The organism is Spirosoma sp. (assembly GCF_048594605.1).
Classification (GTDB): domain Bacteria; phylum Bacteroidota; class Bacteroidia; order Cytophagales; family Spirosomataceae; genus Spirosoma.
Window position 1 is genome coordinate 1 of record NZ_JBMDWV010000342.1, and the last position, 15,516, is coordinate 15,516.

A 15,516-nucleotide genomic window follows, 5' to 3' on the forward strand; every position below is an offset into this window, starting at 1 on the left:
TATTTACGGTTTTCTGGCAAGACCGTATTTTCGAGCAAATCACTACGTCGTACCGAGCTTACCTGTACGTAGCAGTACGACACCGGGCTTATAACTACCTGCGCCGGGAATTGAACCGATCGGATTCGCTGGATTCGGCCGACGGTCATTCCATATCCGCATCGCTACAGCCCGATCAGGTACTCCAATTCAGTGAGCTTCATCAGAAAATCGAATCCGTCATTCAGAACTTGCCTCCGCAATGTCAGCGGGCTTTTCTGCTGAGCCGAATCGAAGGCAGGAAATACGCCGAGATCGCGCAGGATATGCAGATCAGTAGCAGCGCCGTCGAGAAACTGCTGATTCGGGCACTGAGCAAATTACGACAGGAATTAAAAGCGGAGTGGTTTATCACAATAACGCTCTGGCTTTCAGCAGGATTACTTTACATCTACGTGTAGCCACTTCCGCTGCTTATCTACCCAACAAACGATGAATTAGGTATGAACCCATCGCTTATAAGAGCTATTGTTTTTGATTTTTTTGACGGAAAAGCGACAGCCATTCAGCGGAAATCTCTCGAAGCCTGGCTAGCCGACGAAGCCAACCAGGAAACTTATTTTCAATACCTGGACGAATGGGAAAGCCAGCGCCCGCAATTTCCACTGGATGTTGAGAGAGCCTGGGATGCATTTGAACCTGTATTGCTGGATGCGCATCCCCGGTTGAGTGGCCCCAAGCGAACGACGGAACCAACAGGCTGGACATTCCCGTGGCGAGGTTGGAGCATTGCTGCTTCAGTCGTTCTGGTGAGTATGGCCAGTGCATTGCTGTTTCGCACACAACTTTTGTATAAGTCTTACAAAACCCCCTACGGACAGACCGCTACGTATCAGCTCGATGATGGCACATCAGTGACGCTGAATGCGAACTCCGTGCTACGTGTGCCCCGGTTCGGATTTGGCAGCGACAACCGCGAGGTCTTTCTGGAAGGCGAAGGCGCATTTACCGTAACCCACACCCCTACCAATCAGCGCTTTATTGTGCGAACAGATGATGACTTCCAGGTTGAAGTGCTGGGAACGGAATTTGTGGTTTACGCCCGCGAACGAGGAAAACGCGTTTTTCTTAACAAGGGAAAAGTGAAGCTCGCCTTACCAAAGGGACAGCAGTTGTACATGAAGCCCGGTAACGTAGTAACGGTAGCCAATTCAGGACATTATCAACTGACGCAAACCGTACCGGCCCGGCCTTATCTGGCCTGGAAAGATCACTGGTTTTATTTCGACAATACGTCGCTGGCCGAAATCGCCGAGCAGATTCAGGAGCGGTTTGGGCTGGAGGTCGTCGTTCCGGACTCGGCACTCGCTCAACGGCGTATTGCGGGCAATTTTAAAGCGGAGAAAGCGGACGATCTGCTTCAGATTCTGACCGAACTGCTAAACCTGAACGTAGTAAAAACCCGCCAGCATATTGAATTACGAACTTTTAACTAACCTACGAACAATGTTGCGATTACAGCTACCCAAAATGGGGATGATCCTGTTCGGTTTGCTATGTCATCAACTGGCACTGGCGCAATCGATCGCTTTGGCTCATCACCAGAGAAAAGAATCGACCCCGACTCAAAGGCTTCCTACGGAAAATCAGAAATTAAAAGACGTACTGACTGAACTGAGCCGCCAGCATCAAATCAGTATTTTGTTTGAAGAAACAACGGTGCAGGGAATCACTGTTCCGGCCGACACGCGGTTACGTTCGAACAATCTGGAGAAACAGCTTCAAACCCTGCTGAAACCGCACGGATTAACCGTTAAAAAAATTAACGGCCAGTCCTACTACGTTATTAAAGCGCCGGTGAAGGACAATCGTCTATCGGCCAGCGCCAGTTCGTCGGAAGCGGTTTTACTGCCCACCACAGAAAGCAACGTCTCAACGATTCAGCCACTGGCGGCTACGTTACCCGCTACGTCCGTTGCCGATATTCGGGTGAGTGGGCGCGTAACGGGCGAAAAAGGTGAAGCACTTCCGGGGGTTAACATTGTGGTAAAGGGTGCCATACGCGGTACAAATACAGATGGCGAAGGCCGTTATCAACTGAATATCCCCAATGGCGAAGCGGTACTGGTTTTTAGCTTTGTTGGCTACGCCAGTCAGGAAATACCAGTGGGTAATCGTACTACGCTGGATGTGCAATTATTGCCGGATAACAAATCGCTAAACGAAGTTGTCGTTGTGGGTTATGGTACGCAATCACGCCGGAATCTGACCAGTGCCATCAGCACCATCAAACCCGAAGAACTGAACCGGGGAGCCATCAGCGATGTCGGCCAGTTGTTGCAAGGGAAAGTACCGGGTTTGAACATTTCGGCGAATGGCGACCCCAACGCTCCGGCTGCGGTGGTGCTGCGGGGTGCATCGACTATCAACAGTTCGCAGGGACCTTTCTACGTCATTGACGGCGTACCCGGTGCGGATATTTCGATTATTGCCCCTGACGACATTGCGTCGATTGACGTACTTAAAGATGCGGCTGCTACGGCTATTTATGGAAACCGCGCAGCAAACGGCGTCATTATGGTGACCACGAAGCGAGGCAAGAAAGGTCAGATGCAGATCGGCTACAGCGGCTACGTCGGTTTCGAAACCGTTTCCAGCAAATTAGATATGATGGATGCCACCCAGCTACGGGATTTTCTTACGAAAAATGGGCAGTCGTTCTCGCCTATCGATGACAAAGGTGCTAATACCAACTGGCAGGATGCCGTTCAAAAAAGTTCGGCAACCTCGCATAACCACAATCTGTCGATTAGTGGCGGCACTGAGCACAGCACCTACAGCGCCAGCATCAACTATCTGGATAAGCAAGGAATACTGCTGGGCAGTTCGCTGCAACGGGTAATTGCCCGGCTGGCTGTTGAGCAATACGCGTTTAACGACAAGGTCAGATTTGGCTTGAACGTAACGAACTCAAACAGCAACGCCAACAATACGCCCATGCGCAATAACGTCCTGTTGCAGATGATCAATCACCTGCCCGTATCACCGGTGACGAATCCGGATGGCACCTATTTTGAAAACTTTCAGAATACGGGCTATTTCAACCCGGTGGCTATGATCAATAATGCGAAGGACAATACGAAATACAATAACCTGGTTGGCTCGTTCACCGCTCATGCGCAACTACCATTCGGTTTATCATATGATCTGAACCTGTCCTACCAGAACAATACGTCCCTGCACGGCGAAGCCTACGGTAGTTATTATACACAATACAACAGTGCTAATTTTTATAATAATCCCGATCCACCGGCTGTGCATACGCTGGTGAATTTCGGTACGAACGGATCTGCCTTGCGTAATACGTACCAGACTACACGTAGCGTTCTGGAGACTTTCCTTACCTGGGACAAATCATTCGGTGATCACACCATCAATGCAGTGCTTGGCTATTCCTGGCAGGGGACGGTTGCGGGTGACGGTTTCCAGACATCAAGCACGAATTTCCCGGTCGATAACATTGGCTACAACAATTTTGTCCTCAGCAATCCGTATGCGGTGTCCTCCTACCGGATCAATTTCGGAGCCGATGGCGTCTATCAGGAAACACGCTTAATTTCAGATTTCGCCCGTCTGAACTATAACTACAAAGACAAATACCTACTTCAGGGATCGATTCGGCGGGATGGCAGCTCCGTGTTTGGCACGAATAACCAGTGGGGCTATTTCCCGGCGGGTAGTATAGCCTGGCGCGTCAATCAGGAAGGTTTTATGCAAAATCAAAACCTGTTTAATGACCTCAAACTGCGAGCCAGCTACGGCGTTACGGGAAACTCGTCGGGCTTCAATGCCTATACCGCCCAAGTCATTTCGGGAAGCCTCGGTACGTATTATTACAATGGCGTACAAACGGCAGCTTACGGCCCTACGCAGGCGGCTAACCCTGATCTGCGCTGGGAAAAAACCGCAACGGCCAACATTGGCCTGGATTTCACAGTCCTCAAAGGAAAACTGAGCGGTACGTTAGAGTGGTACAACAAGGAAACAACGGGTATGATTTATTCGTATCGGGTCAATCCCGTGCTTGTACCAGCGGGCAGCATCATTGCCAACGGCGGCAACATGAGCAATAAAGGCGTGGAAGTGAGCCTGAGTGCTACGCCTGTTCGGACAACTAACTTTAGCTGGACAACAGGCCTCAATCTGGCGCATAACACCAACAAAATCAGCAGCTTGACAAATCCACTGTTTGTCGGGGGCGACTCGGTTCGTACGACGCAGCCGGAGGGCAATGGACAGACAGGCAGTACGTTGCAAATTTTGAAAGCCGGAAAGCCACTGGGCCAGTTTTTTACGCTTGAATACGCGGGTAAAAACGACAAAGGTGTGTCGCAGTATCTGGATCGCAACGGAAACCTGACTACAACACCCGTTATTGGCGCCGATTATAAATACTTGGGCAGCCCTCAGCCCAAATTACTGGCGGGCTGGACCAATACGTTACGCTACAAAAACTTCGACCTGAACGTATTTTTCCGGGGTGTATTCGGCAACAAAATTTTCAATGCTACCCGCGCGGATCTGTTCCGACCCAGCACGGCCCAGTTCACCAACATTCTGGTGGACGTAGCGAGCGAGACAGCCGCCGATGTAAACTCGTACAAATATTCCAGCCGCTTTATCGAGGACGGCAGCTACGTTCGTCTGGACAATGCAACACTCGGGTATAATGTGAAGAATACGGGTCAGTACGTGAAGGCGCTCCGAGTGTATGCGTCGGTGAATAACGCGTTTGTCATCACCAACTATAAAGGCATTGATCCCGAAGTGAATCAGGGGGGCATTGCCCCGGGGGTAGACTCGAATAATTTCTACCCAAAAACCCGGACCATTCTGGTTGGTGTCAACGTATCATTTTAATAACCCTAGCCAAAAAGACAATGAAAAAGATACTCCCTGCTGGCTCGCTGCTGATACTATTTATCTACCTGACAACGGCCTGCCACGACATAAACGTACCGGTCAGTACACAGCTCACTCCCGATATTTTCCCCCAGAATTCAAGCCAGTTTATTCAGGCGTCGGGGCCGCCCTATGCGGCTTTGCGGGGCAATTTCTCGCTGGACTACTGGTTTATGCAATCCCTAAGCACCGACGAAGCTATTCTGCCAGCGCGGGGCGGCAACTGGTATGACAACCAGGGCTATTTGATGCTGCACTACCACAACTGGACGAAAGACCACGGTGCTACGAACAGTGCATGGAACTGGTTATCTACCGTTATCGGCACCACTAACCAGGCCTTGTCCATTCTGGACAAGACCATTCCGGCTTCTTCGGCGGCAAAACCAACCAACCTGGCCGAGCTGAAAATGGTACGGGCGCTGGCTTATTTTATGATGATGGATCTGTACGGCAACGTACCGATTGATACGACCTATGGTGATTTCACTCCCCATCCAAATGTGCCACGGGCGCAGGTGTTCAGCTTTATCGAAAAGGAAGTTAAAGCCGCTTTACCCAATCTGAGCCGGGCTACGGGGCAATCCGTTTACGGGCGGGCTAATAAATTTACGGGGTTTGCGCTGTTAGCCAAGATGTACCTGAATGCTGAATATTACACCGGCACGCAACGCTATAATGATTGCGTTGTTGCCTGCGACAGTGTGATCAATTCTGGCCTGTACTCGCTGGAACCCCGCGCATCGTATCTCCAGATGTTTTATCCGACGAATGGTCCAACAACTCGGGAATTCATTTTTGCCATTCCTTATGACCCGGCTGCCGGTTCTATGCCAGGTACGAACGGTTTTATGTACCATGCCCGCTACGACGTACCCCGTTCGGAAATCAAGAAGTTCGGTCTGCCTTTCACGCCCAGTGCCCCTCGTAGTACACTGCCTGAGTTTTACGCCAACTTCGACGACCCGAACGATATCCGAAACGGGCAATGGCTCAAAGGGCTGCAGTATATGAACGATGGCGTAACACCTGTTACAGTAACCACCACCAAGAAGGGATACGATCAGTTCTACACTGGTTCGGATGGAGGAGCTGCCTATACGTATCAGGTTAATCTGACCCCGGAAATTGTGCTTCGGCAGGACGTTGCTACGTTCGATCTGGGAAATGATGAGATCGCCTGGAACATGGGCTATCGTAACATTAAGTTCTATCCCGATGCTTCATCGACGTCGCGCAACCAGAACAACGACGTACCGGTTTTCCGGTATTCGGATATTCTGCTGATGAAGGCCGAAGCGATTTTGCGGGGTGGTACCCCAACACAAGGTCAAACGGCAATCTCGCTGGTGAATCAATTGCGTGCCAATCGTACTACATCGGCCGCCCTAAGCAGCGTTACGCTGGAGACGCTCTACGCCGAGCGCTGCCGGGAATTTGCCTGGGAAACCTGGCATCGCAACGACATGATCCGCTTTGGGAAATACGAAGGGAAATGGGGATTCAAAAAGGATGCAGACGTCAACCATCGCATTTTCCCCATTCCAACAGGAGCCTTCACCGTCAACTCAGCCCTGACTCAGAATCCGGGATATTGATAGAACCCCTGAAGTGTAAAACCCCTAAATCCCCTAAAGGAGACTTGGCTCGTTCGTAGACAAAGTTCCATTCAGGGCGAGGCTTTCAGGGATAGGTCTGAAACCCCTAAATCCCCTAAAGGGGACTTTGCTAGCACTCGAAAAAAGTCCCCCTTTTGGGGATTTAGGGGCTTTTGGTCTTTGGCAAATGCTCAGCAATTTCGCTTAATACCGTTGTAAGGTTATGCATAACTTCTTCGTTTCGGAATCTGATAACAGTCAGGCCAAATTCTTCGAGGACATAGGTTCGGTTGGTATCATACTCTTGCTGATCAAGGGAGTCATGTACGCTCCCATCAAGCTCGATTACTAACCGAGCTGCGTGACAATAGAAGTCCGCGATAAAATACTTAATTGGATGTTGTGCTTTGAAGCGAAAGCCACTAAGCTTGCTGTTCCGCAAGCAATCCCATAGGATCAACTCAGCAGGCGTCATGGTTTCCCGAAGCTTTTTCGCCTTTTCGAACAGTTGAGAAGACGCCCTATAAAACATATCACTTGCCATTTATTGCTAGAGTTACATTATGTTTTTATGACCAGTTTGAAGACGTAGTATAATGACTCCAGTCATCTTAATAGATCATAAAACCCCTACAATCGGCCTAACCCATAAATCCCCTGAAGGGGACTTTGCTCATTTGCTAAAAAAGTCCCCTTCAGGGGATTTAGGGGTTAGGCCGATTGTAGGGATCTATCTCAATACCCTATGGAAAACATCTCAAGAAAATCATTCATTGGTCAATGCGTTGGAATGGCCACACTTGCTGCGTCCCCGCCTTTTCTGGTAAAAGCATTGGCCGAAAAAAGGGCTGACGATGATTTCTATAAAAAAATAGTACGTGCCAATTCTGAAGAAGTTGCCAGGCTAATGCAAACGCTGGCCGGTGACGTAACGGAAATTCGCAGACGCCTGGGCTATGACCTGGCGAACCTAACAGCCGCCTTTTGCGAACCAACTTCTCAATACTACCAGAAGCAGGAGCTAATCCCGTACCTGACAAAAATTGCCCGTTTTCTGGTCAAGGCACAGCACGACGACGGCACCCTTGATTTTGGAAATTTGGCGTCGCCCCCCGATACGGCGTTTATCTTAGAGCCGCTTTGCGCTGCCGGAACCATTCTGAAAACGAACACTACGCCCTCACTTAATGAAGTCAAGGATCTGCTCAAAACGTTCGTCGTGAAAGCCGGTGAAGGGCTTCGGACGGGTGGCGTTCATACACCGAATCACCGTTGGGTGGTTTCGGCTGCTTTGTCGAAAATTAATGCGTTGTATCCAAACCCGCTCTACGTCAGGCGAATTCGGGAGTGGCTTTCGGAAGGCGTTTTTTGTGATGTCGACGGAAATTTTCTGGAACGTAGCATGAATTACTCGGCGGTAATCGACTCGGCGCTGGTGACAATGGGCCGCTTGTTACCCATGCCCGATTTGTTTGAACCCGCCCGTAAAAACCTGCGTCTGGTGTATTTCCATGCCGAACCTAATGGCGAGTTGGTGACGGTTGATTCGCGCCGACAGGATCAATACGCGCCCATCAGCATCCTGAATTTTTACCACGCGTACTATTACCTGGCCATTCGCGACAACAATCCGGAGTTTGCGGCTATTGCCAAATACATCGAAACGCTTAGCGGTTTTGACGCGCGTATTCTGAATGATTTGCTGGTCACGTTTTTAGAAGAGCCACTGTATAAAAAACCGCTTCCATCGCCCAAAACGCCCCCCGTTACGTTCGAAAAATTCTTTGAAACAACCAACCTCGTCCGCATTCGACGTAACAACACAGCGACCACAATATTCGGTGGAAATGATTTTCCGATCATCATTGCGTCGGGGCGGTCAAACAGTCCAAATTTCTTCGCTTACCGCAAAGGTGAGGCCATCCTGAAGTACATGCGCCTTTCCACGGATTTTTTCAATACGGGCTATTTTCATAGCCAGGGCGTTACGTATTCGGGCGGCCGCTACGTTCTCCACCAAACCTTTAACGCGCCGTACTATCAGCCTCTGCCCGCTAAATTCAAAAAAGCCGATGGTGATTATAAACTTTCGCCGAGCACAGACGGGCGGTTCTGGAACAAAATGGATTTTGAGCACCGGCCGCAGAGCAATGTAAAAACCCTGGACGTAACCGTCAGCGTCGCCGAAAAAGAAGGCACGAACGAGCTGACATTCACGGTAAAGGCAATCGAAGGCGTACACGTAACCATCGAGCTTTGCTTCAAAGAAGGTGGTAATCTTACCGGCGTCAGAAAAGTAGAAGGCGCTGCGGAAAATTACGCCTTAGAAGGAGGATCAGGCATATATACGTTCGGAAACGATTCCATAAAATTCGGGCCGGGGGTGTTCAAACACACTAAACTTACAGGTCTCGAAGGTGAACTCTACTCTACCCATTTTGGCTCTCTGCGAACGCCCGGTTTACACGTTTACCTGACTGGAGTCACGCCGTTTGAGCACAAGCTGGCTATCGGATAAAGGCAGATTAATAATCGGCCTAAACCCGTAAATCCCCTGAAGTGGACTTTGTTTACACTCAGACAAAGTCCACTTCAGGGGATTTACGGGTTTAGGGACCGGAACGCTATAAAAGTAAAGTCTATTCTATTTGATAAAGGCAGGCGATCCAGATTAGGGTCGCCGTTTGTTTTTTTGCCGTAACTTGCAACAGTACAGAAACACAAATCGGCGTTTTCGCCCTGATTTGGCCTGAAACGTTGCGTTGTAACTCATGAATACCACCCTCGCTCTAGTTATTTTGATTGCTTATTTTGGGATGCTGATTGCCGTCTCATTCTACACCGCCCGGGGCGCTGACACCAATACGTTCTTTACCGCTAACCGACAGTCACCCTGGTGGTTAGTGGCGTTCGGAATGATTGGTACGTCGCTGTCTGGCGTTACGTTTATTTCCGTTCCGGGTGCGGTGGGGAAGATCGGTTTTTCGTATTTCCAGGTCGTGCTGGGCTATATTATCGGGTATATCGTTATTGGCTCGGTGTTGATGCCGTTGTATTACCGACTGAATTTGATTTCAATTTACGGGTACCTGGAAAAACGGTTTGGATTCTGGTCGTACAAAACGGGAGCGGGTTTCTTTCTGCTCTCACGTAGCGTCGGTTCGGCCGTTCGATTATACGTAGCGGCTGGTGTGTTGCAGATCGCGCTGTTCACTCCGCTGGGCATCCCGTTCGAGGTTTCGGTTCTCATCACGATTGGGTTAATCTGGATTTATACATTTAAAGGGGGTGTCAAAACCATTATCGTGACCGATACGCTCCAGACGCTGTTTTTAATTACGGCTGTTATCCTGACGATTATTCTGATATCGAAGGAGTTAAACCTATCGTTCGGTGGCTTGGTGGATACGGTGCAGAACAGTCCGATGTCGCAGATTTTCTTTTGGGAGGGCAACGATTCCAAGTATTTTTTCAAACAGTTTATTTCCGGAGCTTTCATCGCTATTGTCATGACCGGGCTGGATCAGGACTTGATGCAGAAAAACCTGACCTGCAAAAACATCGGCGAAGCCCAGAAAAACATGTTCTGGTTTACCGTTACGTTGGTGATCGTTAATTTTCTATTTCTTTCATTAGGTGTCCTTCTCTACGCTTTTGCACAACGCGAAGGCATTGAAATTCCCGCCCGCACCGACGATTTGTACCCAACACTGGCCCTGAATCACCTCGGTTTAGTTGTTGGAATTACATTTCTGCTGGGAATTACTGCGGCTACATATGCCAGTGCAGACTCTGCCCTAACCGCGCTGACGACCTCCTTCTGCGTAGATTTTATGAACGTAGAGAAACGCCCCGAAGCCGAGCGTTCGCGCATCAAACACATCGTTCATATTGGGTTTTCGTTGCTGTTCTACGTAGTAATCATCATTTTCAGACAGTTGAACAGTAAGGAAGTAATCACGGCGGTGTTCGATATTGCAGGCTATACGTATGGACCACTGCTGGGCCTGTATGCCTTCGGCATCTTCAGCAAACGTCCGGTTATGGACCGCTACGTGCCCTGGATTTGCATTGCCTCCCCCATTTTAACGTACATTGTTAACGAAAACTCAGCAGCCTGGTTTGGTGGTTATCAGTTTGGTTTCGAGCGGTTATTACTCAATGGCTTATTTACCTTCCTGGGTTTATGGGCCGTATCGAAACCCGTCGTAAAAGCAGAACCGGTAGCCGTTTAGCTGCCACTCATCGAACGTTTAATTATGCGCCATAAGCCTTATCTCTATCTGCTTCTTTCATTCACTGTAAGCTTACCGGCTACAGCACAGTTTTGCGTTTCTCCGGAGAAACCACAGTTGGGGCAGGCCGTTTCGTTTACCTATACTCCACCTTCAACGGCAGTAGTTAAAGACAGTATTATTGAAGGTCGTTACGTTCGATACGGTGCTCCTACGGCAATGCAAATTAGTCGGCCTACAACCATCAGGCTGGTTCGTCAGGGAAACGACTACGTAGGGCAATTACCACCTGCCCAAAAAGATGTTGCGGGTACCCTGCTGCTGGTGAAAACAAATACTTTACCCCAGAAAATAGACCTTTGTCCGATTCTTATTCATGATGCAACCGGCAAAGCTTCCCCCCACGCTTCTGGCGGACAAGCCTCTATATTTACCCGGACCCAGTTTCTGTATGATGTCGGGAGTAGACCCGATCCAAATCACGTAGTAGGACTTTACGAACGCGAGCTGAGGCAAAATCCAGACCTCCGTCCGTTGTATTGGTCCGATTATCTGGCTGCACAGATCAAGCAGCGAAAGCCGGGCTACGGGCCTAAAGTAAAAGCGGGCATTGAATCCTATCTGGCATCACGTCAGGCACCAACGGCCGCCGAGATTGCCGCAGGTGTTCAGTTGTACGAAAGCATGGGCGATTTCCCCAAAGCCAATGCGTTACGTGAGCGTCAGAAAACAGTTGATCCGGCGGGTTCGCTGGCGCAGAAAGATCGTTCCATGAGCATCCGTAACGAAACCGACTGGAATCGTAAAAAGACAGCTTACCAGGCGTTCCTGAAAGAATTCCCCAACTCAAGTTATCTACCCGCTCTGACCGTCATGATGACGGACGCGTATTTTAAAAATAATGACATTAAAGGGTTGCTCACTTTTCTTGAGCAACCACAGGCCGCTCAACCGGATCCCTTGATGCTTAATTCAATGGCGAATCTGCTGGCTGAAGAACGGCGCTCGCTACCCGAAGCTCAGCAACTAGCGCAACGCGGTATTAACATACTAAAAAGCCAGGCTAAGCCGCAGGATTTTAAAGGAGACTGGGAAACCGAAAAACAGACTCGTTACCGACTGCTGATGGCTACTTACGCCCGAACGCTGGCGCAGCAGGAAAAAAATGCAGAAGCCTACGCAGCGTATAAGGAAGCGATAAACCCTGATCTTGTGGAAGATAGCGATCCGATGACCAACGAGCGTTATTTTCTTTGCGCGTTACGTACCAATCATGCGGCCGATGCCCGCCCGTATATCGAAGAAGCCATTCAGGTCGAAAAAGCGACAACCACGCTTAAGAATGCACTACGTAACTGGTACGCCAAACAACCGGGTCAGAGTGAGGCCAAAGCAGACGCTTACCTTGCCGATCTGGAAGCCGATATTCGTGCCGACCAGCGCGACGAGCTCAGCAAGCGGTTCGTCAACGAACCGGCGCCATCTTTCTCCATGACTGATTTGAAAGGCCGGACAATATCCTCATCGGCGTTAAAGGGCAAAGTCGTGGTGCTCGATTTCTGGGCTACCTGGTGCGTACCTTGTGTGGCTTCATTTCCAGCCATGCAACAGGCACAAGCAAAATTTCAGAATGACTCGAACGTACGATTTTTGTTTGTCAACACCCGGGAAGGAGGGCCACTCCAGCGCGTGTATGATTTTATGAGTAAGCACCCTTATCCGTTTGTCGTGCCTATTGATGACCAGCAACGGGTAGCCAGAGCCTATAAAGTGCAGGGTATCCCAACCAAAGTTGTTATTGGCCCTGACGGTCGGGTACGGTATCGGCATGTGGGCTATTCAGGCGATTCTGAAGCTACTGTAAATGAACTAGCGCTCGTGGTGGAGATGCTGAAAGAAGGTAAATGATTCTGTTTAAGTCCTGATCTTTGAATTGATTAATGACCATCCGTCTTGCTACTCCCGCTGATATTTCGGCTTTGCTTGATCTCCTTAAACGTATCATCCCACTCATGCGCGAAGCCGGAAATTTCCAGTGGGACGATCATTATCCGAACGAAACCGTTTTTAGTCAGGACATCGCCAACCGGCAACTCTGGGTAGCCGACATTGATGGCCAGATTGCGGGCGTAGCCGCTTTAACCGAGGATCAGGAGCCCGAATATGCACAGGTCGGTTTTGATCTGAATCAGCGCGCCATTGTAACGCATCGCCTGGCTGTCGACCCCGCTTTTCGTGGGCAAGGTGTAGCGGCTGCTTTGTTAAATCAGGCAGAGAAGATTGCCCTTGAGCGCGGCATCACTTTCTTACGGATCGACACCAATTCTGAGAACCAGGCAACTCAGAAGCTTTTCCCGAAACTAGGCTATATATATGCCGGAGAAATCTCACTTGGCTTTCGGCCCGGATTACGCTTTCTAGCCTACGAGAAAAACCTATCCTCCTGATAACCAGAAGCCGGATGATGCTCACTCCGGCGGATGATTTTCCTTAAATGCGGTTAATTCTACAACTTTGCCAGAAAGTTTACATTAACCCATTCACTACGTTATCTATGCACGCCGGAAGAAGATATACCTTAAAAGAATTTCTGCTCTGGACCCGCCAAAACATATATTGGCTGCTTGCTATTAACACGAGCGTAACAATTCTTTATGAGGTCGTTGGCTTAAACTGGATTGGTATTCCCTGGGTGCCAATTGCGCTGTTGGGTACAGCTACGGCATTTATCGTTGGTTTCCGAAATAATGCTACGTATGCCCGCGCCTGGGAAGCGCGCCAGATTTGGGGCGGAATTGTGAACAGCAGCCGGACGCTGGGAATCATGATCCGGGACTTTATTCGGAACCCGGTTTCATCAGATGCCGATTCGGGAGCTTTGCATCAGCAACTAATTTATCGACACATAGCCTGGTTGACGGCCCTACGGTTTCAGTTACGTGAGCCGCGGGCCTGGGAGAATCTTCAGAAAGGTTATAATATTGAGTATAGGCAACACTATTCAATTCCTGAACACGAAAGCAATCTGGCCGATGAACTCAAAAGGTTTTTATCAACTCAGGAGGTCGATTACATTCTGAGTAAGAAAAACCGGGCTACGCAACTACTGGCTCAGCAATCCAAACAATTTCGTGAACTGGCCGATCAAGAGTGGATCGACAATTACCGCTACGTAGAGCTGGAGCTGCTTTTAAAAGAATTGTATGAGCATCAGGGCAAGTGCGAACGTATCAAAAACTTCCCGTATCCTCGTCAGTTTGCCACGATCAGTCAGATGTTCACGCGGTTGTTTGTCTGGCTGGTTCCGTTTGGATTACTGAAAGAATTCGATAAGCTGGGTGAACACATCGTCTGGCTAACCGTTCCGTTTGGCGCATTGGTTTCGTGGGTATTCATGACCCTTGAACAGGTTGGCGAAAGCAGCGAAAACCCATTTGAAGGTGGGGCAAATGATACGCCTATTACGTCTATGAGCCGTACTATTGAGATTGATCTGCGCGAGATGTTGGACGAAACCAACCTTCCACCAGCCGTTACCGCAGTAAATAATATTCTAATGTAGTTTAGGGGACAGAGCCCTTCTATATAGCTCGCCAAACGACCCTCAGTCGATTGTTATTGCCGTTTACTCAATAATTCCGAGTTACTCTTTACGACGTATTTACCTTCAAGGCAATATCACTTCCTAAATCCATCCTTGTTTTATGATACCACTGCTGATCTTCATCCGTCAGTATAGCCGACGCCTGCTGGCTATGGCTTTGATAAGTTTAGTTGCTGTCGCCTGTGTTGATCATACCGACCCACCGCCTGTAGTTAGCTGCAAGCTTAATAATGGCATGGATCGGCCCTACCCCTGCGAATTTACCATTGAGAAATTGGTTTTTCTGGCGAAGGATGGGTCTACGCTAGGCGAAGTAATGGCTGGCAGTCCGAATGTTACGTTATCACTTGCCAAAGCAAAGACAAATGTTGTTAGCGGTGGTGGCGGATCGGCGACTTACGACGTAAAGGCCGTTGTCCGCCGACAGAATGCGCCATCTTTCCCCGTTGTTTCAGGCTATATACTCAGTTATGCGTTCGTCGATTTTCCGCTACAGTCCGATTCCAGACCCGTGATCTCATCAACACAGGCGTTTCCGATGGCAGTAGGCTCAACTCAGGAAGTTACGTTTAGCCTTAGTTTTATTTATACGCTATCGGGAGGCATACCGTCTACATTTGCTGTACCGAGGTCATTTTTTATCGAAAACGACGTAACAACGACCAAATTTCCGTTTATCTCGTCGGTACCTGTGGTCGATAAAGCGGAGGCTTCAGTCAAAATAAACCCCATGATCGTGAATTGATACGTCCCCCGAAAACTAACTCCTAAAGAAGGCCATCTGACTACTTAAATACCAGCGGGCGGCCTTCCTTAGGAACAATGAATCGTTCTTCAGGGATATTTTTCTCACGTAGCGCTTTTCGCAGATCGTCGGCAGGCTCAAACAGGCCATCGTCGCCCTGCTGGAACGTACCAAAGTGAATACCAACGGCCTGATTCACGTTCAGATCCAGAAAAGCCTGCACTGCCCCCGCAGGTGATACGTGCACGGGTGCCATAAACCACGTCGGACGATACGAACCGATGGGCAGCAATGCCAGTTTAATTGGCCCTAGCGCCGAATCGGAAGTAGCCTGTTCGCCAATATGTTTGAAATGAGGGCCATAGCCACTGTCGCCACAGAAATACGTTGTTC

At 49.3% G+C, this 15,516-nt stretch carries 12 protein-coding genes; 10 read left to right on the forward strand and 2 right to left on the reverse strand.

The features are described 5' to 3' along the window. The 4 genes from ACOJS8_RS20675 to ACOJS8_RS20690 form a co-directional block, all read left to right on the forward strand. Window positions 1-440, forward strand: a 440-nt coding sequence (locus tag ACOJS8_RS20675; RefSeq protein ID WP_420150451.1) for a sigma-70 family RNA polymerase sigma factor, incomplete at its 5' end; no start/stop codon positions are given. Window positions 441-482: 42 nt separating this feature from the next. Further along, entirely contained in the window at window positions 483-1,475 is a 993-nt protein-coding gene (locus ACOJS8_RS20680; protein WP_420150452.1) for a FecR family protein, read from the forward strand. Between the two features lie 10 nt (window positions 1,476-1,485). Then, a complete protein-coding gene (locus tag ACOJS8_RS20685; protein WP_420150453.1) occupies window positions 1,486-4,899 on the forward strand; it encodes a SusC/RagA family TonB-linked outer membrane protein in 3,414 nt (1,137 codons plus the stop codon). Window positions 4,900-4,919: 20 nt separating this feature from the next. Next, on the forward strand, window positions 4,920-6,539 hold the full coding sequence (locus tag ACOJS8_RS20690) for a RagB/SusD family nutrient uptake outer membrane protein (protein WP_420150454.1): 1,620 nt from the start codon (window positions 4,920-4,922) through the stop codon (window positions 6,537-6,539). A gap of 163 nt (window positions 6,540-6,702) precedes the next feature. Here the strand turns inward: ACOJS8_RS20690 and ACOJS8_RS20695 are convergent, their stop codons facing one another. Continuing rightward, entirely contained in the window at window positions 6,703-7,083 is a 381-nt protein-coding gene (locus ACOJS8_RS20695; protein ID WP_420150455.1) for an endonuclease domain-containing protein, read from the reverse strand. Window positions 7,084-7,284: 201 nt separating this feature from the next. On the opposite strand from ACOJS8_RS20695, the gene ACOJS8_RS20700 reads away from it, so the two are divergent. The 6 genes from ACOJS8_RS20700 (at window position 7,285) to ACOJS8_RS20725 (ending at window position 15,123) form a co-directional block, all read left to right on the forward strand. Then, a complete protein-coding gene (locus tag ACOJS8_RS20700; protein ID WP_420150456.1) occupies window positions 7,285-9,057 on the forward strand; it encodes a hypothetical protein in 1,773 nt (590 codons plus the stop codon). Window positions 9,058-9,310: 253 nt separating this feature from the next. Further along, entirely contained in the window at window positions 9,311-10,774 is a 1,464-nt protein-coding gene (locus tag ACOJS8_RS20705) for a sodium:solute symporter (protein ID WP_420150457.1), read from the forward strand. A 24-nt stretch (window positions 10,775-10,798) separates the two neighbouring features. After that, window positions 10,799-12,682: a redoxin family protein gene (locus ACOJS8_RS20710; RefSeq protein WP_420150458.1), complete on the forward strand. Its 1,884-nt coding sequence runs from the start codon at window positions 10,799-10,801 to the stop codon at window positions 12,680-12,682. A gap of 32 nt (window positions 12,683-12,714) precedes the next feature. Next, window positions 12,715-13,221: a GNAT family N-acetyltransferase gene (locus tag ACOJS8_RS20715; protein ID WP_420150459.1), complete on the forward strand. Its 507-nt coding sequence runs from the start codon at window positions 12,715-12,717 to the stop codon at window positions 13,219-13,221. A gap of 47 nt (window positions 13,222-13,268) precedes the next feature. Next, window positions 13,269-14,336: a bestrophin family protein gene (locus tag ACOJS8_RS20720; protein WP_420150460.1), complete on the forward strand. Its 1,068-nt coding sequence runs from the start codon at window positions 13,269-13,271 to the stop codon at window positions 14,334-14,336. Window positions 14,337-14,478: 142 nt separating this feature from the next. Continuing rightward, window positions 14,479-15,123: a hypothetical protein gene (locus tag ACOJS8_RS20725; protein WP_420150461.1), complete on the forward strand. Its 645-nt coding sequence runs from the start codon at window positions 14,479-14,481 to the stop codon at window positions 15,121-15,123. Between the two features lie 40 nt (window positions 15,124-15,163). Here ACOJS8_RS20725 and ACOJS8_RS20730 read toward each other — a convergent pair. Further along, window positions 15,164-15,516, reverse strand: a 353-nt coding sequence (locus ACOJS8_RS20730) for an MBL fold metallo-hydrolase (protein WP_420150462.1), incomplete at its 5' end; no start/stop codon positions are given.

Coding starts and splice junctions, on each gene's coding strand:
- ACOJS8_RS20680 (WP_420150452.1), top strand. CDS start 483: ATGAACCCATCGCTTATAAGAGCTATTGTTTTTGATTTTTTTGACGGA.
- ACOJS8_RS20685 (WP_420150453.1), top strand. CDS start 1,486: ATGTTGCGATTACAGCTACCCAAAATGGGGATGATCCTGTTCGGTTTG.
- ACOJS8_RS20690 (WP_420150454.1), top strand. CDS start 4,920: ATGAAAAAGATACTCCCTGCTGGCTCGCTGCTGATACTATTTATCTAC.
- ACOJS8_RS20695 (WP_420150455.1), bottom strand. CDS start 7,083: ATGGCAAGTGATATGTTTTATAGGGCGTCTTCTCAACTGTTCGAAAAG.
- ACOJS8_RS20700 (WP_420150456.1), top strand. CDS start 7,285: ATGGAAAACATCTCAAGAAAATCATTCATTGGTCAATGCGTTGGAATG.
- ACOJS8_RS20705 (WP_420150457.1), top strand. CDS start 9,311: ATGAATACCACCCTCGCTCTAGTTATTTTGATTGCTTATTTTGGGATG.
- ACOJS8_RS20710 (WP_420150458.1), top strand. CDS start 10,799: ATGCGCCATAAGCCTTATCTCTATCTGCTTCTTTCATTCACTGTAAGC.
- ACOJS8_RS20715 (WP_420150459.1), top strand. CDS start 12,715: ATGACCATCCGTCTTGCTACTCCCGCTGATATTTCGGCTTTGCTTGAT.
- ACOJS8_RS20720 (WP_420150460.1), top strand. CDS start 13,269: ATGCGGTTAATTCTACAACTTTGCCAGAAAGTTTACATTAACCCATTC.
- ACOJS8_RS20725 (WP_420150461.1), top strand. CDS start 14,479: ATGATACCACTGCTGATCTTCATCCGTCAGTATAGCCGACGCCTGCTG.